This is a genomic window from Streptomyces sp. A18, assembly GCF_059026065.1.
In genome coordinates this window covers 1-25,644 of sequence record NZ_JBWLKL010000037.1, presented here as the reverse complement: position 1 = coordinate 25,644, position 25,644 = coordinate 1, and the positions used below count along the sequence as shown (strand labels likewise).

General features: G+C 70.5%; 21 protein-coding genes and 3 pseudogenes. 15 read left to right on the top strand and 9 right to left on the bottom strand.

Features of this window, described 5'->3' with window-relative positions:
• Nucleotides 1-9 precede the first annotated feature (9 nt).
• Nucleotides 10-816, bottom strand: a complete 807-nt coding sequence (locus AC5P1C_RS35460; RefSeq protein ID WP_493870099.1) for a DUF8842 C-terminal domain-containing protein — start codon at nucleotides 814-816, stop codon at nucleotides 10-12.
• Nucleotides 817-1,344: 528 nt separating this feature from the next.
• On the opposite strand from AC5P1C_RS35460, the gene AC5P1C_RS35455 reads away from it, so the two are divergent.
• A complete protein-coding gene (locus AC5P1C_RS35455) occupies nucleotides 1,345-1,965 on the top strand; it encodes a transglycosylase family protein (protein WP_493870098.1) in 621 nt (206 codons plus the stop codon).
• A 139-nt stretch (nucleotides 1,966-2,104) separates the two neighbouring features.
• Nucleotides 2,105-2,746: a LysM peptidoglycan-binding domain-containing protein gene (locus tag AC5P1C_RS35450; protein WP_493870097.1), complete on the top strand. Its 642-nt coding sequence runs from the start codon at nucleotides 2,105-2,107 to the stop codon at nucleotides 2,744-2,746.
• On the opposite strand, the gene AC5P1C_RS35445 is transcribed toward AC5P1C_RS35450, so the two are convergent.
• The 3 genes from AC5P1C_RS35445 to AC5P1C_RS35435 are packed head-to-tail and all read right to left on the bottom strand — an operon-like array spanning nucleotide 2,679 to nucleotide 6,932.
• Complete coding sequence (locus tag AC5P1C_RS35445) at nucleotides 2,679-3,431, bottom strand: ABC transporter ATP-binding protein (RefSeq protein ID WP_493870096.1); 753 nt, start codon at nucleotides 3,429-3,431, stop codon at nucleotides 2,679-2,681. The two genes, AC5P1C_RS35450 and AC5P1C_RS35445, sit on opposite strands and share 68 nt — an antisense overlap.
• The gene (locus AC5P1C_RS35440; protein WP_493870095.1) at nucleotides 3,428-6,418 is read right to left on the bottom strand and encodes an ABC transporter permease subunit; all 2,991 of its coding nucleotides are present in this window, start codon (nucleotides 6,416-6,418) and stop codon (nucleotides 3,428-3,430) included. Before AC5P1C_RS35440 ends, AC5P1C_RS35445 begins: the two co-directional genes overlap by 4 nt.
• Before the next feature lie 4 nt (nucleotides 6,419-6,422).
• The gene (locus tag AC5P1C_RS35435; protein WP_493870139.1) at nucleotides 6,423-6,932 is read right to left on the bottom strand and encodes a hypothetical protein; all 510 of its coding nucleotides are present in this window, start codon (nucleotides 6,930-6,932) and stop codon (nucleotides 6,423-6,425) included.
• A gap of 135 nt (nucleotides 6,933-7,067) precedes the next feature.
• On the opposite strand from AC5P1C_RS35435, the gene AC5P1C_RS35430 reads away from it, so the two are divergent.
• The 5 genes from AC5P1C_RS35430 to AC5P1C_RS35410 all read left to right on the top strand — a co-directional run bounded on the left by AC5P1C_RS35430 (nucleotide 7,068) and on the right by AC5P1C_RS35410 (nucleotide 12,379).
• Complete coding sequence (locus AC5P1C_RS35430; RefSeq protein ID WP_493870094.1) at nucleotides 7,068-7,640, top strand: MTB12 C-terminal domain-containing protein; 573 nt, start codon at nucleotides 7,068-7,070, stop codon at nucleotides 7,638-7,640.
• A complete protein-coding gene (locus AC5P1C_RS35425) occupies nucleotides 7,615-8,892 on the top strand; it encodes an ABC transporter substrate-binding protein (protein WP_493870093.1) in 1,278 nt (425 codons plus the stop codon). Before AC5P1C_RS35430 ends, AC5P1C_RS35425 begins: the two co-directional genes overlap by 26 nt.
• A 164-nt stretch (nucleotides 8,893-9,056) precedes the next feature.
• Nucleotides 9,057-10,337 (top strand): glycosyltransferase family 4 protein, encoded by a 1,281-nt coding sequence (locus AC5P1C_RS35420; protein ID WP_493870092.1) that lies wholly within the window; start codon nucleotides 9,057-9,059, stop codon nucleotides 10,335-10,337.
• On the top strand, nucleotides 10,334-11,209 hold the full coding sequence (locus AC5P1C_RS35415; RefSeq protein WP_493870091.1) for a hypothetical protein: 876 nt from the start codon (nucleotides 10,334-10,336) through the stop codon (nucleotides 11,207-11,209). The genes AC5P1C_RS35420 and AC5P1C_RS35415 overlap by 4 nt, the downstream gene beginning before the upstream one ends.
• A gap of 99 nt (nucleotides 11,210-11,308) precedes the next feature.
• Complete coding sequence (locus tag AC5P1C_RS35410; RefSeq protein ID WP_493870090.1) at nucleotides 11,309-12,379, top strand: helix-turn-helix transcriptional regulator; 1,071 nt, start codon at nucleotides 11,309-11,311, stop codon at nucleotides 12,377-12,379.
• 1 nt (nucleotide 12,380) lies between these two features.
• On the opposite strand, the pseudogene ctaD reads toward AC5P1C_RS35410, so the two are convergent.
• Nucleotides 12,381-13,952: pseudogene (ctaD, locus tag AC5P1C_RS35405) on the bottom strand (aa3-type cytochrome oxidase subunit I); the annotation flags it as partial.
• A 448-nt stretch (nucleotides 13,953-14,400) separates the two neighbouring features.
• Between ctaD and AC5P1C_RS35400 the strand changes: the two are divergent.
• A complete protein-coding gene (locus AC5P1C_RS35400) occupies nucleotides 14,401-14,625 on the top strand; it encodes an I78 family peptidase inhibitor (protein ID WP_493870089.1) in 225 nt (74 codons plus the stop codon).
• Between the two features lie 150 nt (nucleotides 14,626-14,775).
• Here AC5P1C_RS35400 and AC5P1C_RS35395 read toward each other — a convergent pair whose 3' ends face one another.
• Both AC5P1C_RS35395 and AC5P1C_RS35390 read right to left on the bottom strand, forming a co-directional pair.
• Nucleotides 14,776-15,792: a phosphatase PAP2 family protein gene (locus AC5P1C_RS35395; RefSeq protein WP_493870088.1), complete on the bottom strand. Its 1,017-nt coding sequence runs from the start codon at nucleotides 15,790-15,792 to the stop codon at nucleotides 14,776-14,778.
• A 236-nt stretch (nucleotides 15,793-16,028) separates the two neighbouring features.
• Entirely contained in the window at nucleotides 16,029-17,189 is a 1,161-nt protein-coding gene (locus AC5P1C_RS35390; protein WP_493870087.1) for a glycosyltransferase family 39 protein, read from the bottom strand.
• Between the two features lie 241 nt (nucleotides 17,190-17,430).
• On the opposite strand from AC5P1C_RS35390, the gene AC5P1C_RS35385 reads away from it, so the two are divergent.
• Entirely contained in the window at nucleotides 17,431-19,056 is a 1,626-nt protein-coding gene (locus AC5P1C_RS35385) for an MFS transporter (RefSeq protein ID WP_493870086.1), read from the top strand.
• A gap of 131 nt (nucleotides 19,057-19,187) precedes the next feature.
• A complete protein-coding gene (locus AC5P1C_RS35380; RefSeq protein WP_493870085.1) occupies nucleotides 19,188-20,384 on the top strand; it encodes an acyl-CoA dehydrogenase family protein in 1,197 nt (398 codons plus the stop codon).
• A 13-nt stretch (nucleotides 20,385-20,397) separates the two neighbouring features.
• Here AC5P1C_RS35380 and AC5P1C_RS35375 read toward each other — a convergent pair whose 3' ends face one another.
• The gene (locus AC5P1C_RS35375) at nucleotides 20,398-20,844 is read right to left on the bottom strand and encodes a cell division protein SepF (protein WP_493870084.1); all 447 of its coding nucleotides are present in this window, start codon (nucleotides 20,842-20,844) and stop codon (nucleotides 20,398-20,400) included.
• Nucleotides 20,845-21,134: 290 nt separating this feature from the next.
• Between AC5P1C_RS35375 and AC5P1C_RS35370 the strand changes: the two genes are divergently transcribed.
• Nucleotides 21,135-22,406, top strand: a complete 1,272-nt coding sequence (locus AC5P1C_RS35370; protein WP_493870083.1) for a DUF5685 family protein — start codon at nucleotides 21,135-21,137, stop codon at nucleotides 22,404-22,406.
• An 81-nt stretch (nucleotides 22,407-22,487) separates the two neighbouring features.
• Here the strand turns inward: AC5P1C_RS35370 and AC5P1C_RS35365 are convergent.
• Nucleotides 22,488-22,595 (bottom strand): annotated as a pseudogene (locus tag AC5P1C_RS35365) (ABC transporter substrate-binding protein); the annotation flags it as partial.
• A gap of 5 nt (nucleotides 22,596-22,600) precedes the next feature.
• Here AC5P1C_RS35365 and AC5P1C_RS35360 point away from each other — a divergent pair.
• The 4 genes and pseudogenes from AC5P1C_RS35360 to AC5P1C_RS35345 form a co-directional block, all read left to right on the top strand.
• Nucleotides 22,601-23,032, top strand: a pseudogene (locus AC5P1C_RS35360) (type 2 periplasmic-binding domain-containing protein); the annotation flags it as partial.
• A gap of 48 nt (nucleotides 23,033-23,080) precedes the next feature.
• Nucleotides 23,081-23,899, top strand: a complete 819-nt coding sequence (locus AC5P1C_RS35355; RefSeq protein ID WP_493870082.1) for a DUF1684 domain-containing protein — start codon at nucleotides 23,081-23,083, stop codon at nucleotides 23,897-23,899.
• A 255-nt stretch (nucleotides 23,900-24,154) separates the two neighbouring features.
• Nucleotides 24,155-25,054, top strand: a complete 900-nt coding sequence (locus AC5P1C_RS35350; protein ID WP_493870081.1) for a S1 family peptidase — start codon at nucleotides 24,155-24,157, stop codon at nucleotides 25,052-25,054.
• A gap of 156 nt (nucleotides 25,055-25,210) precedes the next feature.
• Nucleotides 25,211-25,644: SPFH domain-containing protein (locus AC5P1C_RS35345; RefSeq protein ID WP_493870080.1), on the top strand; the 434-nt coding region annotated here is incomplete at its 3' end.

The window sequence follows — 25,644 nt, the reverse complement described above, 5'->3', positions numbered from 1 at the left end:
CGCGCGGGCTCAGGTGCCCGCGAGCGGCATCGCTGCCGCGACCAGGCGTCCGTGTTCCGCCGCCCTGTCCAGGGCGCCGCGCAGCACGTCCTCGCGGGGCTGGCGGCCGATGGAGCCGACCGGCGCCGCGAACAGGAGCACCGACTGCAGCTTGTTGGCGGCCGCCCGCCAGTCCTCGGTGACCTGGAGGGGGTGGTGGGCCTGCCACCAGGCGACGGGGGAGCCGCCGCCGGCCCCGGGCTGGAGCACGGCGTGCAGCTGGCCCATGGCGAGCAGCACCGACCAGCCCGGCAGCACCGGTGGTACGCCGTCCAGCGAGGCCACCGGGGTGAAGCCCTGCTCGACCAGGAGCTGCAGGAAGTCGTCGCCGCCGCCGGGCGCCGAGCCGGGGCGTGCGATGGCGCCGGTCGGCTCGACGACGAGCGCGGGCCGCAGCTCGCCCTCGATGAGGATGAGGCCGCTGGTCACGCCGAGGACCGCCTGGTCGGGCACTCCTTCGCTGGGAGCGGGGGCCGGGACCCCGGCGAGGCCGTTGCCGTCCTCGCCGGTGATCGAGCGCACGGCACCCTGCAACTGCTCCTCGGAGACCTGGACGATCTGGGAGGGCAGGCAGGTGGCGTGGGCGAAGGCGAGTACGGCGGTTTCGTCGCCGATGAACAGGACCGTGCTGGTGCGTTCCTGCTCCGTGTCGCCCGGGGTCCGGCAGGACGTGCAGTCGTAACTGCCCGGGGCGTTTTCTCCGGCGAGCAGCCGGTCGGCTTCTTCGTCGCCGATCTCGGCGCGTACGTCGTCGCCGACGTCGAGCATGCGCGGCACGGGTGGCTCCTCGGAATCGTTGCGTGCGGGCCGGGGGTGTCCTCGGCTCATAAGAAGACAACGGGCGATCAGTGGCGCAGGTCACGCGCGAAGGCGAACGGAATCGAACCATCCGCAGCGGAGGGTGAGTTGTCCGGAGGAATCCGTCACTCCGCGCCAACGCCTTCTGTGTACAGGGAAGTTGGCGCGGTGAACTGGGTCACAGATCGCCGGGGTGGTTGGTAGACAAATACTGAAATCAGTGAATTAAGTGGCTGGCTTGAATTCGCCGATACTCCGGGTAACGGCCAACTGGCCTGGAATGACAAGGAGTTGGTTGTTATCGGGGCGAGTGGGCGCCTAGATTCCACCGCCGTGTGCAGCGAGCACCGCTCGGGTACGTCCGCCGGCCGCACCAGGCAGCCAGCTGGGGCATCACGGCACGAACGTGCCGAACTCCGGCGGACGGGGTGAGCGGGCCTCCGGCGTCAGATGCGCGGAGAGGTCCGGGACACCTGGGGGATCCCGGGTCCTTCGAGAGGGATATTCATGTCCGCACGTCCCAAGTGCGTTCGCAGGACAGCAGTGATCGGCGGAGCGGCGTTGCTCGCCCCGCTGGGACTGCTCACCGCCACCGGCCAGTCATCGGCGGCGGACGGCGGAGTGTGGGATCGCATCGCTCAGTGCGAGAGCGGCGGAAATTGGAGCATCAACACCGGGAACGGGTACTACGGAGGGCTGCAGTTCTCCCCGTCCACCTGGAGTGCGTACGGCGGTGGAGCCTATGCGGCAACCGCCGACAAGGCGTCCAAGGCGCAGCAGATCGCTGTCGCCACGAAGGTCCAGCGCGCTCAGGGGTGGGGCGCTTGGCCCACATGCTCGGCGCGGGCGGGTGCGTCCGGCAGCGCGCCGGGGGCGGCGGCAGCTGCTCCGTCGGCACCCAAGGCACCCAAGGCTGTGAAGCAGCAGCCTGCCGAGCCGCAGCAGCGTACGCCGAGCCATGCCGACCGGGGCTCCGGGCGCGGTGACTACACCGTGCGGCAGGGGGACACCCTGAGCCGGATCGCGGCGGCGCACGGTGTCGGCTGGCAGAAGGTGTACTCCGCCAACAAGGGGGTCATCGGCGGGGATCCGAACGTGATCATTCCCGGGCAGCGGCTCGATCTCTGAGCTTCGCTACTTGAGGGGCTCGATCCCTGAGTTCCTCTTCTGTGGGCGCGGTCCCGCTCGGTCGTCCGACCGGGTGGGGCCGCGCTCGTGGCGGCGCGGCACGGCTCCGTGCCGTGGTGGCGCTGCCTAGCGTGGCCGGATGTATCCGATGCCGATCAAGAGTCTTCGGTCGCTGTGGCCCGCTGGTCTGGTCGTCGCCGCGGTCTCCGCACTGCTGCTGCCCGCCCCCGCGGTCGCGGCCCCGCCCCCACCACCGCCCCTGCCGGGGCCGGGTCCCGCCGCCGCGGCGTACGACTGCTCGCGCACGGAGGGGCCCTGGAACTGCCTCGCGCAGTGCGAGAGCAGTGGCCGGTGGCACGTGAACACCGGGAACGGCTACTACGGAGGGCTGCAGTTCTGGCAGCCCACATGGGAGGAGCACGGCGGTCTCAAGTACGCGCCGCGTGCCGACCTCGCCACCAAGGAGGAGCAGATCAAGGTCGCCGAGGAGGTGCTGCGTACCCAGGGGTGGAAGGCCTGGCCCGTCTGTTCGAAGAAGATCCCCAAGGAGATCCGGGAGGGCCGGGTCGTCGTGCACGTCGTGAAGGCGGGGGAGACGTTGAGTTCCGTCGCCCGGCGGTACAAGGTGCAGGGCGGATGGCAAGCGCTGTATCAAGCCAACCGGAAGGCTGTCGGGAGCAAGCCCGACAAGCTGAGTGTCGGCACCAAGCTCGTCATTCAGAAGAAGGCCGTCCGGGCGCCCGGGGCCGCGGACTCGGTCGCGTCCGCTCCCGCTCGCTGAGTTCGCTCGCCTCACCACTGAACACGACCGCGCCTCGGCGCAGTTCGTGCACCACCACTGCCGTCCGGCCCGCGTGCTCGCGCAGGCCGGGCGGCAGTCGTTGTTCCGCGATGAGGACGCAGGCGTGGGCGCTGAGGGCGACGAGGAGGTCGTACGTCCGGGACGCGACGGCGGGGGACATGCCTTGGGTGGGCTCGTCGACGAGGATCACGCGGGTGTGGGGTGTCAGGAGGGTGCGGGGTGTCAGGAGGGCGCGGGAGAGGGCGAGCATGCGTTGTTCTCCGCCGGAGAGGGTGCCTGCTCGGCGGGGGAGGAGGGGGCGTAGTTCGGGGTAGGTGTCGAAGGTGGGGGTGGGGGTGTGGGTTCGTGTGGGGGTGGACAGGGCCAGGTTCTCTGCGACCGTGAGGTGGGCGAACACCGCTTGTCCGTCCGGTACGAAGCACAGGCCCCGTCTCGCGCGTTCGTGTGCGGTGAGGCGGGTGACGTCTGTTCCGTCCCAGGTGACGGTGCCTGTGGTGAGGGGGGCCGTGCCGGCCAGGGCGCGCAGGGTCGTGGTGCGGCCCGAGCCGTTGCGGCCCAGGAGGACGGTGAGGCCGGGGGCGGGAGCGGCGAGGGTCACTCCGTGCAGGGCTTCCAGTGGGCCGTAGCGGACGCGGGCCCGGTGGAGTTCGATACCGGTTCTCATGGGGTCGCCTCGCGGAGGACTTCGGCCGGGGGACCTGATGTGACGATGCGTCCTGCCGCCATGACGTGCACGGTGTCGGCGAGGTCCGCCACCAGGTCCATGTCGTGCTCGACCACGAGGAGCGCCATGCCGTCGGCGGCGAGGGCCCGCAGGACGCGGGCCAGTGCGGCCACTTCGGCGGTGTCCAGGCCGGCTGCCGGTTCGTCCAGGAGGAGGGTGCGGGGGTGGCCTGCGAGGGCTCGGGCCAGTTCCACGCGTCTGAGGGTGCCGGTGGGGAGGTCCGCGGCGGGGTGGTGGCGGGTGTTGGGGTCGTCGAGGGAGAGGAGGCGGAGGGCCTGGGTGCCGGCTTGGGCGTTCCTGGGGTTGGTCTGGTCCGCGCCTACCTGGACGTTCTCTGTGATGGTGAGTGAGGGGAAGACGGCCAGCTGTTGGAACGTGCGGGCCAGGCCCAGGCGGGTGCGGGCGTGGGCCGGGGTGCGGGTGATGTCCTTGCCGTCGAAGGTGATGCTGCCCGTGTCGGGGCGGAGGGTGCCGGCGAGGCAGTGGAAGAGAGTGCTCTTGCCTGCGCCGTTGGGGCCTACTACGGCGGTGATGTGGCCCGGGGGTACGGAGAGGGTGACGTCGTCGAGGGCGGTGAAGCCGTCGTAGGTGGCGGTGATGTGGTGGGCCGTCAGGGGGTGCGGGGGTTCGGGGCGGGGTGGCTCTGGGGGTTGCTGTGGATGCGGGTTCTTGCTTGGGGGTTGCAGTGGGTGCGGGTCCTCTCCTGGAGGTTGCTGTGGGTGCCGGTCCTCGCCTCGGGGCCGCTCTGGGGGCGGGGCCGCCTCGGTATGTCCGTCCTCGCTGTCGTCCGGTGGCCGCGTAACTACTTCGGCACCGGAGCGCCGCGAACCGTGCTCCGGGCGGACGTACCGAACCGTCCCCTCGGGCCGGATCGGCGTCTGCGGCCCGGTGCCACTGCCCGACCCTTCGGCGCGGGGCATTCGGGCAGGGCTGCCGCCCTCCAGCCAGCGGCGCAAGCGGGCGAGCCCTGCGCGCCGGCCACGGTTCGATTGGGTGAGCCCCGCCCGCCCGCTGCCGGGCCATCGGATCGGGCCCACCCGCCAGTCGCGCGATCGAGCGAAGCCCACCCGCTCGCTGCGGGGCGGTGATCCGGTGGGTGGGTGGGGAGCCAGGGTGAGGACGCTGCGGGCTCGCTGGCCCAGGGGGGTAAGGGAAAGGCGCCGCTGAAGCCCGGCGCATGCCGGCACGCGGCCCACCAGGACCGCGAGGACGCCGATCAAGGCCGCCGCCACACCGCCTCGCGTCCCCGCGTCCAGGCCCACCAACAGCGCCGCCGCAACGACCGCGCCCAGGAGGCTGTCCGCCCCGAGGACCACCACCGCCGCGAACCAGAGCAGCCCTCGCACGGGGTCGTACGCCGCAGGGTCGAAGGCCCGTAGGCCCATGCCCAGCATCCCGCCCCCCAGGGCGGCCAGCGCCGCGCCGGCCACGAAGGCCGTGAGCTTCAGGGTGCGGACGGGTACGCCCGCCGCGCTCGCCCCCGCCTCGTGGTCCCGCATCGCGGCCAGCGCGCGCCCGATGCGGCCCCGGCGCATGCTGATCGCGAAGAGCAACGCCGCGGCCAGCAGGGCCAGTTCGAGGACGTAGTAGGCGCGGTCGCTGTCGAAGCCAGCCGGGCGGCCCAGGGTGAGGCCCGACGTCGCGTACGGCTGGGCGAAGACGAAGCGGCTGACGCCGACACCGACCGCGAACGTCGCGAGCGCCAGCGCGAGCCCCCGGCGGCTGATCGCGGGCCAGCCGGTGAGCAGGCCGAGAGGGGCCACCAGGAGGACGGCCACGGCCAGGGCGGGGAGGTGGGGGAGCTCGGGCAGGCCGGGGAAGCGGCCCGCGGTCAGGAGCGCCGTGAAGAGCGCGCCCAGGCCCGCGTACGCCGCCTGGCCCAGGGAGATCTGGCCCCCTCGCCCGGTGACGATCACCAGGGAGAGGAGGATCACCGCCAGGGCCGGTACCTGGACGGACGTCGTCAGGTCCGAGCCCGCGAAGCCCAGCGGGATGAGGAAGAGGACCGCCGCCACTATCCACGCCCCCGGAGGCGTCGGGACCCGTGCCGCCGCCGTGCGCGGGAGCGTGTTCTGCGAGCCGATGCCCGGGAGTACGAGGGCCGCGATGAGGAGGGCCACGACGAAGAGGTTTGCTCCCAGGGCCTGGAGCAGGGGTTCCGCCCAGCCGGACGGGTGCAGGCGGGTCAGTTGGCTCTGGGCCACGCCGATGCCCAGGGCCACCACGACCGCGATGGACAGGCTGCGCATGCGGGCCGCCACCGCTACCGCCACCACCTCCATGACCAGGAGCGGCATGCCGTACGGGTCGAGGCGTACGAAGGGGGCCAGCAGAGCCCCGGTGAGGCCCGCCGTGAACGCGCCGAACGCCCAGCCCGCCGACGCCACCCGGTCCGCGTCGATACCGCTGAGGACGGCGAGGGGGCGGTTGTCGACCACCGCCCGCAGTTCGCTGCCGAAGCGGGTCCAGCGGGTGACCGCCCAGACGGTCGTGGCGAGGGCGATCGTCACGGCCAAGGGGGCCCAGGGGTCCGTCGAGATGAGGGTGGGTACGTCCGCCTTGGCTCCTGGGCCCCAGATCAGTGCGGCTCCTCCGACCAGGAGGATGAAGACGCCGATCGATGCCACCAGGGTCTGGGCCGGGTCGCTGCCGAGGACCGACAGGGGGCGGAAGACCGCCTTCTCCAGGAGCAGGCCGATCGCCGGGGCGATGAGGAGGAGCGTGACCGCCGTGGCCAGGGGAAGCGGCCAGTTCCACTCCACTGTCAGCTGGCGCAGGACATACGCGCAGACCATGGCGATCGCGCCGTGCGCGAAGTTGAGGACACCGGTCGCGCGGTACGTGACGATCAGGCCGATGCCGGTGAGTGCCGCCGCGCTGCCGACCGCGAGCCCGGCCAGCGTCAGGTCGTAGCTCAGGGAGTCCACCGGGTCATCGCTCCGGGGGCTGCGTGGTGGCGGGTTCCGGTTCGCAGATGGGGCAGGGGCTCAGGTCGCCCGTGGTGAGGATGTGGGCGTCCGCTGGGACCGCCTCCGGTTTCCCCGCCACCAGGGGGCAGTCCGACCGGTGCCAGAGGGTGCCGCCGGGGATCATCAGGGATTCGCCGCTGGTCGCCACCGGGGCCGGCCGCTCCGCCGTGGCCGGAGTCGAGCCCGCCGTCACCAGGAGCTCGTACAGCTCCTCCACGCGGGCCGTGGCCAGGGTGCTCCTGCCGTGGGTGAAGAGCACCGCTCCGGCGATGATCAGCGCCGCACCCGGCACCGTGCACGACGCCAGATAGGGGAGCTGCCGCTCGGCGAAGCGCTCGCCCGAGATGCCGTACCAGCCGACCACGCAGAGCACCGCACCGGCGGCGAGGGCGGCGAAGGCCACCCAGAGGACGGGGCGCACGGCACGGAGCCGGGCCGTACGAGCTGTCTGATCCGGTTGAGCCGCCCGCATCTGCGCCCCCTGGGACACGTTCGTAGCGTCGGTGGGCTGTCCATGTCAGCCGATGGCTTGCACTATGCCTTCTGCAAGCTGACCCTGAAAGCACCGGGCCCTCATGGCCCGGACCGACACCCGGTGGTGAGCCAGATGGTTCTCTGGACCAGCCCCAGGCGGGGGAGCGATCTCAAGCGGGGAAGGGTGCGGAGCGCGGCGATGGCGGCTGCCGCGGTCCTGCTCGTCGCTCCGGCCGCCGTGGCATGCGGTGACGACAGTGGCGGGGGCGGCGACAGCGATCCGCCCAAGCCGTCCGCCGAGAAGCCGACCCGACAGGCCCCTCCTTCGGATGACGCGAGCGCGCCCGCGGATCCCGCGGCGGCCGAGAAAGAGGTCAAGGAGAACTTCGAGAAGTTCTTCGATCCCGCCGTCTCCCTGAAGGACAAGGAGGCCCTCCTGGAGAACGGGTCGAAGATGCGCGCCGTCCTGGAGGGCTTCAGCGGTGACGAGCGCGGCAAGCAGGTGAGCGCCGACGTCAACAAGGTGGAGTTCACTTCGGCGACCGAGGCGGACGTGACGTACGCACTGAGCCTGAAGGGCGCCACCGCGCTGCCCGACGCCTCGGGCACCTCCGTCAACCAGGACGACACCTGGAAGGTCTCCGTCAAGACTCTCTGCGCACTGGTGAAGCTGAGCGGCAATGAGTCGCCCGGTCCGGGCTGCTGAGGTCCTAGGGGGTGCCGCGCTGCTCGTGGCCGTGGCCGGGTGCGGCAGCCGGCTCCCCGAGAGCGACTTCGAGGCCAGGAGCACGGCGCCCGCCCCCGCGGGGGCGCCGATCCGGGTCGGCATCATCACCAGCGCGACGAGCCCGGTCGGCGGCTCCGCGTTCACCGGGCCGCGGGACGGGGCCAAGGCGTACTTCGAGCGGCTGAACGCCCGGGGCGGGATCGACGGGCGCAAGGTCGAGGTGCGGACGTGTGACGACGGCGGCAGCGGCGTCGGCAACAACGACTGCGTGCACAAGCTGGTCGACGAGGACCGCGTCGTCGCGCTCGTCGCGACCAGTTCGCTGGACTACGCCGGGGCCTCCCGCGTCTCCCGGGCGCGGGTGCCCGACGTCGGGGGACAGCCGATCGGCTCCGCGTACGACACCTATCCGCATCTCTACGGGATCTACGGAAGCCTCGCCCCGCGGGACGGGAAGCCGGGCTGGGGCGGCCAGCTGATCGGCGGGACCGAGGTCTACCGCTACTTCAAGCGGGAGCAGGGAGCACGCACGGCCGCCGTCGTCTCGTACAACCAGGCCGCGTCCGCCGCGTACGCCCGTCTCGTCACCCGAGGCCTGAAGGCCGAGGGCTACAAGGTGGTCACCGAGCAGGTCGACTTCGCGCTGCCCAACTTCCGCGCGGCGGCGGCCGACCTGAAGGAGCAGGGCGCCGACCTCGTCTTCGACGCCATGGACACCCACGGCAACGCCCAGTTGTGCGAGGCGATGGACGACGTGGGCGTGCGGGTCACCGCCAAGGTCACCAACGTCCAGAACTGGACCTCCTCCGTGGCCGACGACTACAAGGACGCACCGAACTGCCGCAACACGCTGTGGGCCACCGGCGCGAGCCGCAACTACGAGGACACGGACCAGCCGGCCGTGCGCGCGTTCCGCGACGCGATGAAGGGGAAGGAGCTCTCCCAGTGGCAGCTGGAGGGCTGGGCGGCCGCCATGTGGTTCACGGACGCGGCGACGTCGTGCCGGGGGGACGTCACACGCGCGTGTGTCGACCGCTTCATGGACCGGGACGAGCCGTACACCGCGCGGGGGCTGCTGCTGCCGGTGACGTACGAGGAGCGGGCCGATCCGCCCGAGCACCGCAGGACCTGTGTGTCGGTGGCCCGCTGGAAGGACAGTGAGGGCTGGGTCACACAGGGAGACATGAACGACAACTGCTTCGACGTGCCGCAGCTCTCCTACCAGCCATGATGCGTGTACCTAGCAGGAGAGTTCCCGGATCCGGGTCCCAATGGCACAACTGTTCAAAAACAAAATGATGATGAACCCCAACCTTCTGCCCGCAACCCCCGTCTAACCCTGCGGTAGGCGGACGAGAAGGACTGTCCGCGGGGAAGCGTGGGATACGGGGACGCATGCACATCTCTTTCCTGATTCACAACGCGTACGGAATCGGCGGGACGATCCGGACGACGTACAACTTGGCGAACACACTCGCCGAGCAACACGACGTCGAGATCGTCTCCGTCTTCCGGCACCGCGACCACCCCGTGTTCTCGCCCGGCTCCCGCGTCAGGGTCAGTCACCTCGTCGACATGCGCAAGGAAAGCCCCGGCTACGAGGGGGAGAACCCCGACGCCCTGCGGCCCGCCCGCACGTTCCCCAGCGCGGAGGGCCGCTACGACCAGTACAGCGCCCTCACCGACCAGCGCATCGCCCGGCATCTCTCCTCGGTCGACGCCGATGTCGTCGTCGGTACGCGGCCGGGTCTGAACGTGCACCTGGCCCGCGAGACCGCGCGTGGCCCGCTGCGGGTCGGCCAGGAACACCTCACGCTGGACAGCCACTCCAAGGAACTGCGCCGTCAGCTGCGCAGCGTCTACCCGCGCCTCGACGTCCTGACCACGACGACCGAGGCCGACGCCCGCGCCTACCGCCGCACGATGCGACTGCCCGGAGTCCACGTCCAGGCCGTGCCCAACCCCGTGCCCGCGCCCGGCATCGAGCCCGCCGACGGCTCCCAGAAGTGGGTCGTCGCCGCGGGACGGCTCGCCCCCGTCAAGCGGTACGACCTGCTGATACGGGCCTTCGACCAGGTGCGCGCCGAGCGTCCCGACTGGCGCCTTCGGATCTACGGCGGCGGCAAGCAGAAGGACAAGCTGCGTGCCCTGATCGATGAACTCGGCCTCTACAACCACGTCTTCCTGATGGGGCCCGCGCACCCCATCGAGCCCGAGTGGGCCAAGGGTTCCATCGCGGCCGTCACCTCCAGCCTGGAGTCCTTCGGCATGACGATCGTCGAGGCGATGCGCTGCGGCCTGCCCGTCGTCGCCACCGACTGCCCGCACGGACCCGGCGAGATCATCGAGAACGGCGTGGACGGGCGCCTCGTCGAGGTCGGCAACCCCGACGCGATAGCGGGCGGACTGCTCGAACTCATCAACAACGACACACTGCGCCGGCGGATGGCGGGCGCCGCCCTCCAGGATTCCGAACGCTTCGACCCGGTCCGCATCGCCGAGCGCTACGACGCGATGTTCACCGGGATGCTCACCCGCGGCAGCTCCTTCGGCGGCCGGGTGCGCGGCTCACTTCACCGTACGCGCGGTGCCCTGCTCGGCGGCGTGTACGCGGTACGGGACATGGGACACGGGGTACCGACCAGCGGCATACAGACGAAGGGATCCACCGCATGACGGCCTTGGCCACCTCGGACGCCTCATCCCCCGGCGACACCGGTGTCGATCAGGACGTCGCCGCGGCCCCTCGCGCCGACTGCATAGCCGACTCCGCCGGCGGTCTCACCTTCGACGTCACCGACCCCGGCGGCAAGGGCGCGGCCTACCTTCTGCTGCGCCGCCGCGATGCCGCGTCCGCCGACGAGGACGTACGCCTGCCGCTGTCCCCGGCATCCGACGGCAGGCTGCGGGCGGCGCTGCCCAGCAGCGTCGAGCTGGCCGAGGGGCGCTGGAACGCCTACGCGGAGGTCGGCGGCGGCACCCCGCGCCGCCTCGCACCCGGCGTCAACGACCTGCGCTCGCTGGTCGACCGCGCCCCCAGCGGCGCCCGCGGCCACATCGCCGTCCGCATTCCGTACGCGACCAAGCAGGGCAACCTCTCCGTACGCAGCTGGCTGCGCGCCCCGCACGCGGAGATCGGCGAGCTGCGGATCGCAGGCACCGCGGTGACCGCGCAGGGCCGCGTGTTCGGCACCGCGCTGACCGGCGCCGCCTACGCCGAGGCGTCCCGCCGTGCGGACCCGGACCGGATCGAGCGCTCCGAACTGACCGTGGACGGCGCGGAGTTCAGCTTCGACCTGCACTGCGACGCGCTCGCCGACAGCGGCCCGGGACCCTGGGACCTGTGGCTGCGCCCCGCGGGCAAGGATGGCCCGCGCATCCGCCTCGCCCGGATCCTGGACGACGTGCCGGACAAGAAGCCGATCTTCACCTACCCGGCGGTGCGGATCGAGACCGCCGCGCACGGGCCGCTCGACGCGGGGCCCTACTACACGTACGACAACGACCTCTCGGTGCGGATCCGCGCGGCGGACGAGGCCGAGGACTGACGGCACCGCGGACCGGATCCCGGCGCGGGCCGGATTCCACCGAGGACCGGATGCCGTCGAGGACCGTGGCTGTCCGCGACGCCGGGCACAATCGGCCCCATGTTGGAGACCTCGGCACGACTGCTCCGCCTGCTCTCGCTCCTGCAGGCCCACCGCGACTGGTCGGGCGCGGACCTGGCCGACCGGCTCGGCGTCACCCCGCGCACCGTGCGGCGTGACGTGGACCGGCTGCGCGAACTCGGCTACCCCGTCAACGCGAGCCCCGGCACGGGCGGCGGCTACCAGCTGGGCGCGGGCGCCGAGTTGCCACCGCTTCTCCTGGACGACGACGAGGCGGTCGCCGTGGCCGTCGGCCTTCGCACCGCCGCCGGGCAGGGCATCGAGGGCATCGGCGAGACCTCCGTACGCGCCCTGGGCAAGCTGGAGCAGGTCCTGCCGAGCAGACTGCGGCGCAGGGTCGGCGCCCTGACGGCGTTCACCGTGCCGATGCTCCGGAGCCCCCAGCCGCAGACCGTCGACCCCTCGGTCCTGACCGAACTCGCCCACGCCTGCCGGGACTCCGAGCGCCTGCGCTTCGACTACCTCGACCACGGCGGCAGTTCGACCCGCCGCACCGTCGAACCGCACCGCATCGTCTGCACCGAGCGCCGCTGGTACCTGGTCGCCTGGGATGTCGACCGCGATGCCTGGCGCACGTTCCGCGCGGACCGCATCACCCCGAGGCCGCCACACGGACCGCGCTTCGCCCCGCGCACCCCGCCCGCCGATGACCTCGCCGCGTACGTCTCCAGGGGCGTCTCCACCCGTGCGTACGCCGCCCAGGCGGTGTTCCGGCTTCTGGTGCCCCTGGAGGAGGCGGCCCAGCGGATCACCCCGTCGGACGGCACGCTGGAGGCCGAGTCCGAGCGCAGCTGTCTGCTGCGCACGGGCGCCATGAGCCTGGACGTCATGGTGATCCATGTGCTGCTGATGGGCTTCGAGTTCGAGGTCGTCGAGCCGGCGGACTTCACCGAACGGCTCAGCTCGGCGCGGGACCTCCTGAGCCGGGCCCTGGACCGGGGTGTTCGGTCTGCGGATCCGGGTACTGCGCCTGGGGCGGATGGAACGCCGCGAACTCCGGATGGTGCAGGTCGAACGCCGGGGACTCGGAGCGGATCCGGGGCAGCGTGACGAAGTTGTGGCGCGGAGCGGGGCAGGCGGTGGCCCACTCCAGGGAGCGGCCGAAGCCCCAGGGGTCGTCGACGTCGACCTTCTCGCCGTACTTGGCGGTCTTCCAGATGTTGTAGAGGAACGGCAGCGTGGAGAGGCCGAGCAGGAACGCCCCGATGGACGAGATGGTGTTGAGCGCCGTGAAGCCGTCCGCCGCCAGATAGTCGGCGTAACGCCGCGGCATGCCCTCCGCGCCGAGCCAGTGCTGGACCAGGAACGTCACGTGGAAGCCCACGAAGAGCGTCCAGAAGTGGATCTTTCCGAGCCGCTCGTCGAGCAGTTTGCCCGTGAGCTTCGGCCACCAGAAGTAGAAACCGCCGAAGGTCGCGAAGACGACGGTGCCGAACACGACGTAGTGGAAGTGCGCGACGACGAAGTACGAGTCGGTGACGTGGAAGTCCAGTGGTGGCGAGGCCAGGATGACGCCGGTGAGCCCGCCGAAGAGGAAGCTCACCAGGAAGCCGATCGCCCACAGCATCGGTGTCTCGAACGACAGCGACCCCTTGAGCATCGTCCCCGTCCAGTTGAAGAACTTCACTCCCGTGGGGACCGCGATGAGGAAGGACATCAAGGAGAAGAAGGGCAGGAGCACCGCGCCCGTCGCGAACATGTGGTGCGCCCACACGACGACCGAGAGTCCGGTGATGGCCATCGTCGCGCCGATCAGGGGCAGATAGCCGAAGATCGGCTTCCTGCTGAACACCGGGATGATCTCGGAGATGATCCCGAAGAACGGCAGCGCGATGATGTAGACCTCCGGATGCCCGAAGAACCAGAAGAGGTGCTGCCACAGCAGCGCGCCTCCGTTCTCCGGGGCGAACACCATGGAGCCGAAGCGCCGGTCCGCCTCCAGGACGAGCAGCGCGGCGGCGAGCACGGGGAACGCCATCAGGACCAGGATCGAAGTGAACAGGACGTTCCAGGTGAAGACGGGCATCCGGAACATCGTCATGCCCGGGGCCCGCATCCCGATGATGGTGGTCAGGAAGTTCACCGAGCCGAGGATCGTGCCGAACCCGGAGAGCGCGAGCCCCATGATCCACAGGTCGGCGCCGATGCCGGGCGAGCGTTCCAGGCTGTTGAGCGGCGCATAGGCGAACCAGCCGAAGTTGGCCGGGCCGCCGGGGACCAGGAACGAGCCGAGCACCATCAGGCCGCCGAAGAGGAACAACCAGTACGACAGCATGTTGAGCCGCGGGAAGGCGACGTCGGGCGCGCCGATCTGCAGCGGCATGATCTCGTTGGCGAAGCCCGCGAAGGTCGGCGTCGCGAAGAGCAGCAGCATGATCGTGCCGTGCATGGTGAACAGCTGGTTGAACTCGTTGTTCGACATCAGCTGCAGCCCGGGTCGGGCGAGTTCGGCCCGCATCATCAGGGCCATCAGGCCCGCGACGAGGAAGAACGCGAAGGACGTGATCAGGTAGAGGTGGCCGATCTTCTTGTGGTCGGTGGTGGTCAGCCAGTCCACGAGGACCCGGCCCGGAGTCTTCTGCCGGATCGGTGGTGCCGCCTCGGTTGCGGTCTCGGTCCCCATCGCTCGCCCCTTCGCCGTCGCGCCCTGGGCCTGCCTGCCGTGGTGCCCGGGGAGTTGCTCCCGGACTCTCAGCCGGGGACATGATGCTCGCGTGGGACCCGACTCCGACAGGGGGCGAAGCCGCCGACTGTGCCGGAACCGCGAATTCCCTATGCCTCGTCACATCCCGTCGAGTGACCAGGATTCGAAAAAGCGGAGGGTATGTAAAGGCAACTCGCCGGACTTTTTGCCCCGACTATTCCGGTCGTTTCCGGGCGCCACGGGGAAGCCCGCGGGAAATCCGGGAATCACTTCGGAACAACTGCGGAACCGCCCGTACGTGTGACGGAGTTAAGGCGAAACGCACGTCGTGATGCTGTGACGAAAGCGTGACCGGAGAGGGACCGGTGACGCATGGTGTCCGGCTACGGCCTTCCCCGGTCGGGCCGCGCCGCCTAACGTGGCGGCCATGGCACCTATTCCGACCCCTCCCGCAGAACCCCAGGAACCCCAGTCCAGCATCGACGCCTACGTGGGCCTCACGGCCGACGGCGCCGAGCAGCAGGCCCGCGAGCGCGGCTGGTCCACTGTCAGGTCGCTGCCGCCGGGCGCGATCATCACCATGGAGTACCTCGCGGGGCGGCTCAACTTCGAGGTCAAGGAAGGCGTCGTCATCCGCTGCTGGAAGGGCTGACGGCGCCTCGGCGACGTACGACGAGGCGGCGCGGCGCACGACGGCGCGGCGCACGGCCGGGCAAGGCGAAAGGCCCCGGTTCCTGGACGGAACCGGGGCCTTCGCGATGCGGGGGATGGGTTGTGCGTACCGACCCCCGCTGCTGTGGGGTCAGCCGCCCGCCACCGGGCGGGGCGACGTGGCGGCGCGTGAGGCCCGCTCGGAGTGCGGCGGGCGGCGGCTGCCCGCCGGGGTGACCGGGCTGCGCTCGGAGCGCGGTGTGTGCGGGCCCGGCGCGAGGTGGGCCGCGGGGCGGGCGGAGCGCGGGGCGCCGACCGGCTCGCGGACCGGGGCTTCGTCGACCGGGGCGGCGGTGGGTCGCGGAACCATCGCGGGGACCGGAGCCGGGGCCGGGAGGCCTGCGCCCGCGCGGCGGTCGCGCCAGAGGTCCCGCACGCTGAAGATCCAGCCCTCGACCCGCGTGAGCAGCGGCTCCACCCAGGGCAGCGCGAGCAGGACGAGCAGACCCGCGGCCCAGCCGAGGAAGACGTCGCTCAGCCAGTGCGTGCCGAGGTACACGGTGGTCAGGCCGACGCTGAGGGACACCACGGCGGAGAGCGCCGAGAGGTAGCGGCGGGTGCGCGGGGTGGAGGCCATGTAGGCCAGGATTCCCCAGGTCACCACGGCATTGGCGGTGTGGCCCGAGGGGAATATATCGCCGCCGAGCCACATCTCGTTGGCGCCGATGGTGGTGGCGTAGTGCGGGCCGAGGCGGCCCATGCCGATCTTGGCGGCGCCGACCGTGACGTTCAGGAGCAGCAGGGCGGCGCCGAACGTCAGGAGCGGGCGGATGGTGTGCTGACGCCAGGAGCGCCAGCCCAGCCAGGCCGCGACCATCACCGCGGTCGGGCCGCGCTGGCCGAGGACCACCCAGTAGTCGAGGAAGGCGTGGATCTCGGGCCACTGCTGGTAGGGCCGGAAGAACATGACCTGCCAGTCGAACCGCACCAGCCACGAAGTGGCGAGCACGGCGACCACGATGGCGAGGTAGAAGGCGAGGGTCGCGCTGAAGAGCACGATCCGGTGCCTGCTCATCCTCGGCACATCGAGGCCGGCCGGTCGTTCCGGCTCACGGTCTAGCCGGGCGAAGACCCGGTCCAGACGGGTGAGGTTTCGTTCGGTACGCACACAATCGACGTTACAGCGAGTGAGTGCGTGACTAGGCCGAATCAGTGGCTTTGTGATGACGATGTGATGTGGCATTGATCTCAGACGAGGGTTTATTCCTGCGGCCTCCCTTTTCCGCGACAAGACCCTTACTTAATTCGTTGATCATTAGTGAGACCGTTTTATGGCGCTTATGAATTCGTTCACCGGAGCCTGGTGCGGAATTTCCCCGGCGCTCACCGGAGGGCCAGAAATGATCATGGCGGACCCGAGCCGTTCAGCCAGAACGCCCCGTACACCGCGCTCGCCGTCGCCACACCCCCGAGCACCAGCGCCGACCTGGGCGTACGCAGCCTGGCGAGCGCCGTGGCGATGGGCAGGAGCAGCGGGAAGGCGGGCAGCAGGAGGCGCGGCTTCGAGCCGAAATAGCCCGCGGCGCACAGGGCGAGCGCCACGACGATCCCGCTGTAGACGAGCAGCGGCAGCGGCTGCTTCTTCCGTACACCGATGACGTACAGCCAGACCACCAGTGCGACCCCGACGATCAGGCCGATGCCCGCGAGAGCCGCGGGGAGGGCGGTGAACTTGTCGCCGATGAAGCGGGCGAAGGCGTAGCCGAAGTCGAAGCCGTTGCCCCAGCCCGCCTGGACGTCGAGATAGCCGAGGATGCCGTCCCCCGTGCGGTGGCCGACCCACAGGACGTAACCGGCGGCGCCGAGCGGGGCGAGGACCACCCCGAGGATCACGCGCAAGTCGGCCTTGCGCTCCCGGCGGATGTGGACGGCCGCCGCTACCCAGAGTGCCGCGACGACCGCGGCGCCCACGGGGCGGGTCAGGCCCGCGCAGGAGGCGAGTGCGCCGGCCCACACCCAGCGGCCGGTGAGCACCGCGTACAGCGACCAGGCCGCGAGGGCCGTGAAGAGGGACTCGCTGTACGCCATCGACTGCACGATCCCCACGGGCAGGACCGCCCACAGGGCGACCGCGCACACCCCCGCCCGACGCCCGTAGAGGTGATCGGCGATCGCGAAGATCCCCGCGGCGGCGCAGAGCGAGGCGAGCCAGCTCACCACCAGACCGGCATCAGCGTACGACAAGGGGCTGATCGCCGAGACGAGCCGCTCCAGCCAGGGCAGCAGCGGGAAGAACGCGAGGTTCGAGTGGACGCCGCCGTCCGGGAGGCGCACCTCCCAGCCATAGCCGAACTCGGCGACGCGGGTGTACCAGAGCGAGTCCCAGCGGGCGGTGAGCAGCGTGTGCGGGCTCTTGCCCGCCGCCGCGCTCCACACCGCGAGCACCGCCACCCCCAGGGCGCGCACCCCCGCGTAGGCGAGGAGCGCGGGTGCGGCGCGGCGCAGCGCGGCGCTCGCACGGTTGCCGTACGACGGCGTGGGCAGGCGTTGGTCCAGGTCGGTCACGGGCTCGATTATCGGCGCAGCCGGGAACCGGCCGTCCGGCCGGGGGCGTGGTCCATGTGTGGTCCGGGCGCGGGCGGCGTGGCGTACGCCACACCGTCTCCGCGCAACCATGAGAGGTCCGCCACGCGCCACAGCCGTGAACTCGCGTACTCTGACGGCTCACCCGCCTTTCGCCGCCGCCAGCTGGGAGATCACGTCCCGCGGGGCCGCTGATGCGAGGGACCACTGGGAGGTATCGCACATGTCGGGTTCAACCACGGCCACCGCTCCTTCCGGCCGTCGGGTACCCGGGTCGCAGGGTGGCGCCAACCGCTGGCTGGTGCTCGTCGTTCTCTGCGTAAGCCTGTTGCTCGTCGCCGTCGACGCCACCGTCCTGCACGTGGCGGTGCCCGCTGTCACGGAGGACCTCAGGCCCGGCGGCATCGAGCTGCTGTGGATCGTGGACGTCTATCCATTGGTCTGCGCCTCGCTGCTCATCCTCTTCGGCACCCTTGGTGACCGGGTGGGCCGCAGACGGGTGCTGCTGCTCGGCTACGCCCTCTTCGGCGTGGCATCGGCCGTGGCCGCCATGGCCGACAACGCCCAGGTCCTGATCGCGGCCCGCGCCCTGCTCGGCGTCGGCGGCGCGATGATCATGCCCGCCACCCTCTCGATCCTCCGCCAGGTCTTCCCCGACCGGCGTGAGCGCGCCGTCGCGATCGGTGTGTGGAGCGCGGTGGCCGGAATCGGCGCCGCGGGCGGGCCGCTGCTCGGCGGTTTCCTCCTCGAGCACTTCTGGTGGGGCTCGGTCTTCCTGATAAACATCCCGTTGATGCTGGTCAGCCTGCCCATCGGCCGCTGGCTGCTGCCCGAGTCGACGGGCGAACGCGACGGGCCGTGGGACGTGGTCGGCGCGCTGATGGCCGCGGGCGGTCTCTTCGGGCTCGTGTTCGCGGTGAAACGGGCAGGTGGCGGAGAGTCACCGTTCGGCATGACGACCCTCCTCTCGTTCTTCGTCGGCGCGGCCCTCCTCGTCGGCTTCGTCCGCAGGCAGCGGCGGCGCAAGCATCCGCTCATAGACCTCTCGATGTTCACGCGGCCCGCGTTCAGCACCTCCCTGGGCTGCATCGTGCTCGCGATGCTCGCCCTGGTCGGCCTCGAACTGGTCGCCGCGCAGTATCTGCAGCTGGTGCTCGGCCTCTCCCCGCTGGAGACGGGCCTGCGGCTCGTGCCGCTCACCGTCGCCGCGATGGCGGCGGGCCTCGCCGGATCGAAGCTCCTGCACCGCTTCGGACCGCGCACGATGGTCGCCTCCGGCTTCACCCTGACCGCGGTCGCCGTGCTGGTGCTCACCGGGATGGGCGACCAGGCCAACGACCCGCTCCTGCTCACCAGCTTCGTGCTGCTTGGCCTCGGTCTGCAGACCACGCTCTTCGGGTCGTACGAGTCGATGCTCAGCGAGGCGCCCCAGTCGCAGGCGGGCGGCGCCGCCGCGATCGGCGAGACCTCGTACCAGCTGGGCGCAGGCATCGGCATCGCGCTGCTCGGCAGCGTCATGAACGCGGCGTACGCGCCGGGCCTCTCGTCCGTCCAGGGCGTTCCCGCCAAGGAGACCGCCGCCGCGAGTCACTCGCTGGGCGAGGCGTACGAAGTCGCTTCGGGGCTCGGTGGCGGGGCGGGCGAGGCGTTGCGCAGCGCGGCGCGGGAGTCCTTCGTGCACGGCCTGCATGTGACCTTGCTGGTCAGCGCGGGGCTGCTGCTGCTCGGCGCGCTGATGGCGCTGAAGCTGCCGCGGACCATGGAGTGCGGGGCGCCTGCGGCGCGGCCTGAGCAGGGGGTGCCGGCCCCCCGGGGGGAGGCGGGGGTCCCTGTGGAGTCCGTCCGCTGAGGTGATCCCGGCCTTCGGCCGGGGATTTCCCCCACCCACCGCCCTTATGGACGTGCGGCACGCCGCGTCGTAACGTCAACGCGAGCCGTAGCTAACTACCACTGCTAGTTTTCGTGTCGCCGGAGGCCCGCATGTCCGCAAGCGCCCGCACTCCCCTGCCGCCCTTCGACCCCGCCGACCCCCTCGGCATCGACGACCTCCTGGAGCCGGAGGACCTCGCGATCCGCGGGACCGTCCGCGCCTGGGCCGCCGACCGCGTCCTGCCGCACATCGCCGACTGGTACGAGAAGGGCGAGCTGCCCGGCATCCGCGAGCTGGCCCGCGAACTCGGCTCGATCGGCGCGCTCGGCATGTCCCTGAAGGGCTACGGCTGCGCGGGCGCGAGCTCCGTCCAGTACGGCCTCGCCTGCCTGGAGCTTGAGGCCGCCGACTCCGGCATCCGCTCGCTCGTCTCCGTGCAGGGCTCCCTGGCCATGTACGCCATCCACCGCTTCGGCTCCGATGAGCAGAAGCAGCGCTGGCTGCCCGGCATGGCCGCGGGCGAGATCATCGGCTGCTTCGGCCTGACCGAGCCCGACCACGGCTCGGACCCGGCGTCCATGCGCACGTTCGCGAAGAAGGACGGCACCGACTGGGTGCTCACCGGGCGCAAGATGTGGATCACCAATGGGTCCGTGGCCGGGGTCGCCGTGGTCTGGGCGCACACCGACGACGGGATCAGAGGCTTCGTCGTCCCCACCGGGACCCCCGGCTTCTCGGCGCCCGAGATCAAGCACAAGTGGTCGCTGCGCGCGAGCGTCACCAGCGAACTGGTGATGGACGAGGTGCGGCTGCCCGCCGATGCCGTGCTTCCCGAGGTCACCGGGCTCAAGGGCCCCCTGAGCTGTCTCTCCCACGCGCGCTACGGCATCGTCTGGGGAGCCATGGGCGCCGCCCGCTCCTCCTTCGAGGCAGCCGTCGAGTACTCCAAGACCCGTGAGCAGTTCGGCAGGCCCATCGGCGGCTTCCAGCTCACCCAGGCCAAGCTCGCCGACATGGCGGTCGAGCTGCACAAGGGCATCCTGCTCGCGCACCACCTCGGCCGACGCCTGGACGCGGGCAGGCTCCGCCCCGAACAGGTCAGCTTCGGCAAGCTCAACAACGTACGAGAAGCGATCGAGATCTGCCGCACCTCCCGGACGATCCTGGGCGCGAACGGGATCTCGCTCGAGTACCCCGTCATGCGGCATGCGACGAACCTCGAATCGGTGCTCACCTATGAGGGCACCGTCGAGATGCACCAACTCGTACTGGGCAAGGCGCTCACCGGCCTCGACGCCTTCCGGTGAGCGGCCTCGCCCGCTAGCTCTGGTTGAAGAAACCGTCCGACGGACGGCTCGTGGCTTCGCCGTTCACGATGTGCGTGTTGGCGGGGGTGAGCAGGAAGACCCTCGTCGCCACGCGCTCGATGGAACCACGCAGGCCGAAGGTGAGGCCCGCCGCGAAGTCCACGACGCGCTTGGCGTCGCCGGGCTCCATCGACGTGAGGTTGATGATGACCGGGACGCCGTCCCGGAACAGTTCGCCGATGCCGCGCGCGTCCCGGAAGCTGTCCGGGGTCACGGTCCCGATCCGGCGCCCTTCCTCCTCGGCGGCCTCGGCCACCACCCGCACGCGCGGGTCGGTCACCCAGGCGTCGCCGGGCCCCTCGGCCCCGTCGTCGTCGTAGCCGTCGTAGTAACGCTCGTCATTGTTGTTGTTGTCGTCGACGAGGCCAAGCCAGGCACTCGCCTTGCGCACCGATCCCATGGACGCCTCCTCTCGCAGCGGGCTTTCTGCAGTCCCTATCCCCATGTTCGTCCATGATGCGGATGGTGCGCCAAGTGGATAGTCGCCGCGCGGGGTTTTCGTGACGGTACTGGTGCAGAGTCAACACGGTGTTTCACGTGATTCCCCAAGGGTCGTGCTGTGTACGGCTGCTGACAGTGAGTGAAATATGATTCTTCACGGCGTATGGGTGACGACCGGTGCGTCTGGGTGAACGGGCCCCTCGTTACGATGCCTGAGTTGATCGTCACCAGACTCACGGGGGAGTCGTCGTGTTCGGAATCGTCAGGCCTTGCACCCATCGTCTGGGCGAGGGGCTGAAGATGCAATGGATGGCGCACTTGTGCGGGCTGTGTCTTGCGCTGCGTGGGGACCATGGGCAGTTCGCCCGCGTCGTGACCAACTACGACGGCCTGATCATCTCGGTTCTGACGGAGGCTCAGACGGCCAAGTCGAGCGACCGGCGGCGCACCGCGGGGCCCTGTCCACTGCGCGGAATGCGCACCGCGTCCGTCGCGCGGGGCGAGGGGGCACGGCTCGCCGCCGCCGTCTCGCTGGTCCTTGCCTCGGCGAAGGTGCGCGATCACGTCGTCGACGGGGACGGCATCCTGGCGCGCAGGCCGGTGGCCGCCGCCGCCCGGAAGGTGGCGCGGAGCTGGGACCTGGCGGGCGCGCGCACCGGCGCCGACGTGGGCTTCGACACGGCGGTCCTGCTCGACGCCGTCGAACGGCAGGTCGGCATCGAGGGCTTGGCGGGCCCCGGCACCTCCCTGCTCACGGTCACCGAGCCGACCGAGACCGCGACCGCCGCGGCCTTCGCGCACACCGCCGTCATCGCGGGCAGGCCGGGCAACGCCGAGCCGCTCGCCGAGGCCGGGCGGCTCTTCGGCAGGCTCGCGCATCTCCTGGATGCCGTGGAGGACAGGGAAGCTGACGCCGCGTCGGGTGCGTGGAACCCACTGACCGCCACGGGTACGGGCCTCGCCGAGGCACGGCGGCTCGCCGATGACGCCGTGCACGGCGTCCGGCTCGCACTGCGCGACGCCGAGTTCACCGACGGCAAGCTGGTGCATGTGCTGCTCGCGCACGAGCTGAGCCGGTCGGTGGACCGGGCCTTCGGGACGGAGTCGTGCGGGCACAGTCATGAAGTGACGGCCCATCAGGGAGGTTCCTTCGGGCCTCCGCAGGGTGGGGACCATGGCCGGCAGGGAGGGCCGTACGGTCCACAGCCCCCGTATGGGGGTGGCAATCCGTACGGAGGAGGAGCGCCCGGAGGTCCTGGTGGCTTCGGTGGCCCCGGTGGCCCCGGTGGCTTCGGGGGCGGGCCAGGATTCGAGCCCCAGCCCCCGAAGCCGGGGAAGCGGGGGTTCTGGGCGGGGTGCGCGGTCGCCATCGGGCTCTGCTGCACCTGCAAGGTGTGCTGTGCCGATTCGTACGAGGGGCCCTGGTCCCGGAAGAAGCGCGAGGGGTGCTGCAACAACTGTGGGGACAGTGGGTGCTGCTCCTGCTGTGAGTGCTGCTCGTGTTGCGACTGCGGGTTGTAGATACTCCGGGGCACTGCTGTTCGTCCGTGGGTTCGATGTGGTTGCTCGCGCACTTCCCCGCGCCCCTTCGGGGCGCTGGTCCTTGATCTCCGGCGGGGAGATCTGCGACCTCTCCATCGCTGAGCCCTGCGTGTCCCACTTCTTCAGGATGCGGTCGTACGTTCCGTCCTCGATCAGACGGTTCACCGTGGATCGCGGGCAGGACGATCGCGGTCTCCTCCGGCACCAACCAGGAGAAGATCCTCGTCGACTGGAGCGAGCAGAACGAGAAGGCCGGGCGCGAGCCGGTGGCCATCAAGTACTTCCAGAAGGACTCCGACTACTACCTGGCCCTCCAGTCGGGGCGCATCGACGCCTACCTCGGCCCGAACCCGTCGGCCGCCTACCACGTCGCGTCGTCGGGGCAGACGAAGATCATCGGGACGATGTCGGGCGGCGGGCCGAGCATCCAGGGCGAGATCGCCGCCACCACGAAGAAGGACAGCGGGCTCGTCGGCGCGTACGCCGCCGCACTCAACCACGTGATCAAGGATGGCCGTTACGTCAAGGTCCTCAAGCGCTGGGGGCTGACGAGCGAAGCCGTGAAGGAGTCGCAGATCAATCCCAAAGGCCCGCCGAAGCCGTAAGTAGCGGCCCGTATGGAAGGGTTGATCACATATGGAAGGGTTGATCGCATGACGACGGACGCATCGAAGGACGCTTCCCGCGACTGGAAGCACTGGCACGAGCAGCGGACGGAGACGGTGGCGGCGCCCTACGGCCCGCTCTCGCTCACCGGCACCCATTGGCTCGCGGACTACCCGGATGGTTCGCTTCCGGACATCCCCGGGCGCTGGACCGAGGCGGGCGACGAGGTCGTCCTGACCACAGAGGCCGGCGAGGGGCTCACCCTCGACGGGCAACCGTTCAGCGGCGAGGCCCGTCTGACGGCCGACCCCGGTCCGGTCGTCGCGGCCCGCGTCGGCCACGGCGACCGCCGCTTCGTCGTGCTGCGGCGCGAAGGGCTCTGGGCGGTACGCGACTTCGATCCGGGGTCCGTGACGCGCCGCGCCTTCCAGGGCATCGAAGCCACCGAGTACGACGCGCGCTGGGCGACGGAGGGGCGCTTCACGCCGTACGCCGCCGAGAGCACCACGGACGGGGTGCGCACCGTGCGGGTCGGCAACGCGGACGGGGTGGAGCGAGGGCTCAGCCTCGGCGGTGAGCTGGCCTTCAACCTGGCCGGAAAGGAGCACACGCTCCAGGTCTCGGTGGAGGGCGACGGGTCACTGTGGGCGGTCTTCGCCGACGCGTCCAGTGGCGTGTCCAGCTACCGCTTCCGTTTCCTGCGGCCCGCCGCGCCGGACGCCGAGGGGCGCACGACAGTGGACTTCAACCGCGCACTGCTTCCGCCGTGCGCCTTCGCCGACCACTTCATCTGCCCTTTCCCACCGCCGGGCAACACCCTTGACGCCGAGATCGCCGCGGGGGAGCGGAACCTTCTCCGCCGCTGACGCGTCAGAGTGGAGCCGATGACCAGAGCCCCGGCGGCGTACGACAGGTACGACAGCCGCCGGGGCCCGTTGCCGTGTATACGACTGACGGCCGAAAGGCGCCCTTGTGCGCGGTGTCCCCGGCCCGAATACTCCCGAGCAGCGCTTGTCAGGAGCACGGCGTATCCGGAATCCGGCTTGCCTCTTGCTCATTGGCTGCGCCTCACGGGCCCCAACCCACAGGGCCCACTGACTTCCCCTCGGGAGGAACAACAAGTGAGGAACAAGCGCACCACCCCCCGCAGCGGCATAGCGAGACGTACTCGTCTGCTCGCCGTGGCCACCGGACTTGTGGCCGTCGGCGCGCTCGCCGTCCCCGCTGCGAACGCCAATGACGCCACCACCTTCAGCTCGGCGCAGCTCACCAAGGCGAGCGACGCGGTGCTCGACGCGGATGTCGCAGGCACCGCATGGAGCGTCGACAAGGCGACGAATCGTCTGGTCGTCACCGCCGACAGCACCGTCTCCAAGGCCGAGATCGCCAAGATCAAGGAGGCGGCGGGCAGCACCGCGGGCGCCCTCAAGGTCGAACGCACTCCCGGCAAGTTCACCAAGCTGATCTCCGGCGGCGACGCCACGTACGCGTCCAGCTGGCGCTGCTCGCTCGGCTTCAACGTCCGCAGCGGCAGCACCTACTACTTCCTCACCGCCGGTCACTGCACCGACGGTGCGGGCACCTGGTGGGCCAACTCCGCGAAGACCACCACGCTGGGCACCACGCACGGCTCCAGCTTCCCGACCAACGACTACGGCATCGTCAGGTACACCAACTCGTCGATCACCAAGTCGGGCACAGTCGGCAGCCAGGACATCACCAGCTCGGGCAACGCTACCGTGGGCCAGAACGTCACCCGGCGCGGCTCGACCACCGGTACCCACAGCGGCAGGGTCACCGGACTGAACGCGACCGTCAACTACGGCGGCGGCGACGTCGTCTACGGCATGATCAAGACCACGGTCTGCGCCGAACCCGGCGACAGCGGCGGCCCGCTCTACGCGGGGTCGAAGGCGCTCGGCCTCACCTCGGGCGGCAGCGGCAACTGCTCCTCGGGCGGCACGACCTTCTTCCAGCCGGTCACCGAGGCGCTGAGCCGGTACGGCGTGAGCGTGTACTGATCCACGTACGGCCAGTCTGCAGCCAGCAGCTGGAGAGCCCCCGCCCGGACTCCGGGCGGGGGCTCTCTCCTGTCTCCCGTCTCCCTTTGTGCGCCGTGCGGCGCTACCTTCGAAGAGAACGCCCAACACGCCCAATTCGGACCCTGGGGGGCCGGCATGGTCGAGGAGCTGGTGGCGGCGGGAGTGACCGTCGGATCTGTCGGAGCGGTCTATGTGATGGCAGCGGCGCGTGTGGTCAAACAGTACGAACGGGGCGTGGTGCTCCGGCTCGGGCGGCTCCAGCGATCGGTGCGCGGGCCAGGGTTCACGATGATCGTGCCGTTCGTGGACCGGCTCCGTAAGGTGAACATGCAGATCGTGACGATGCCGGTCCCCGCGCAGGACGGCATCACCCGGGACAACGTCACGGTGCGCGTGGACGCCGTCATCTACTTCAAGGTGATCGACGCGGCCGAGGCCGTCATCCAGGTGGAGGACTACCGCTTCGCGGTCTCGCAGATGGCGCAGACGTCGCTGCGCTCGATCATCGGCAAGAGCGACCTGGACGATCTGCTCTCCAACCGCGAGAAGCTCAACCAGGGCCTGGAGTT

What these genes read in the sequence shown, in the direction of transcription:
- AC5P1C_RS35455 (WP_493870098.1), top strand. Translation starts at nt 1,345, where the DNA reads ATGTCCGCACGTCCCAAGTGCGTTCGCAGGACAGCAGTGATCGGCGGA.
- AC5P1C_RS35450 (WP_493870097.1), top strand. Translation starts at nt 2,105, where the DNA reads ATGTATCCGATGCCGATCAAGAGTCTTCGGTCGCTGTGGCCCGCTGGT.
- AC5P1C_RS35445 (WP_493870096.1), bottom strand. Translation starts at nt 3,431, where the DNA reads ATGAGAACCGGTATCGAACTCCACCGGGCCCGCGTCCGCTACGGCCCA.
- AC5P1C_RS35435 (WP_493870139.1), bottom strand. Translation starts at nt 6,932, where the DNA reads ATGCGGGCGGCTCAACCGGATCAGACAGCTCGTACGGCCCGGCTCCGT.
- AC5P1C_RS35430 (WP_493870094.1), top strand. Translation starts at nt 7,068, where the DNA reads ATGGTTCTCTGGACCAGCCCCAGGCGGGGGAGCGATCTCAAGCGGGGA.
- AC5P1C_RS35425 (WP_493870093.1), top strand. Translation starts at nt 7,615, where the DNA reads ATGAGTCGCCCGGTCCGGGCTGCTGAGGTCCTAGGGGGTGCCGCGCTG.
- AC5P1C_RS35420 (WP_493870092.1), top strand. Translation starts at nt 9,057, where the DNA reads ATGCACATCTCTTTCCTGATTCACAACGCGTACGGAATCGGCGGGACG.
- AC5P1C_RS35415 (WP_493870091.1), top strand. Translation starts at nt 10,334, where the DNA reads ATGACGGCCTTGGCCACCTCGGACGCCTCATCCCCCGGCGACACCGGT.
- AC5P1C_RS35410 (WP_493870090.1), top strand. Translation starts at nt 11,309, where the DNA reads ATGTTGGAGACCTCGGCACGACTGCTCCGCCTGCTCTCGCTCCTGCAG.
- AC5P1C_RS35400 (WP_493870089.1), top strand. Translation starts at nt 14,401, where the DNA reads ATGGCACCTATTCCGACCCCTCCCGCAGAACCCCAGGAACCCCAGTCC.
- AC5P1C_RS35385 (WP_493870086.1), top strand. Translation starts at nt 17,431, where the DNA reads ATGTCGGGTTCAACCACGGCCACCGCTCCTTCCGGCCGTCGGGTACCC.
- AC5P1C_RS35380 (WP_493870085.1), top strand. Translation starts at nt 19,188, where the DNA reads ATGTCCGCAAGCGCCCGCACTCCCCTGCCGCCCTTCGACCCCGCCGAC.
- AC5P1C_RS35375 (WP_493870084.1), bottom strand. Translation starts at nt 20,844, where the DNA reads ATGGGATCGGTGCGCAAGGCGAGTGCCTGGCTTGGCCTCGTCGACGAC.
- AC5P1C_RS35355 (WP_493870082.1), top strand. Translation starts at nt 23,081, where the DNA reads ATGACGACGGACGCATCGAAGGACGCTTCCCGCGACTGGAAGCACTGG.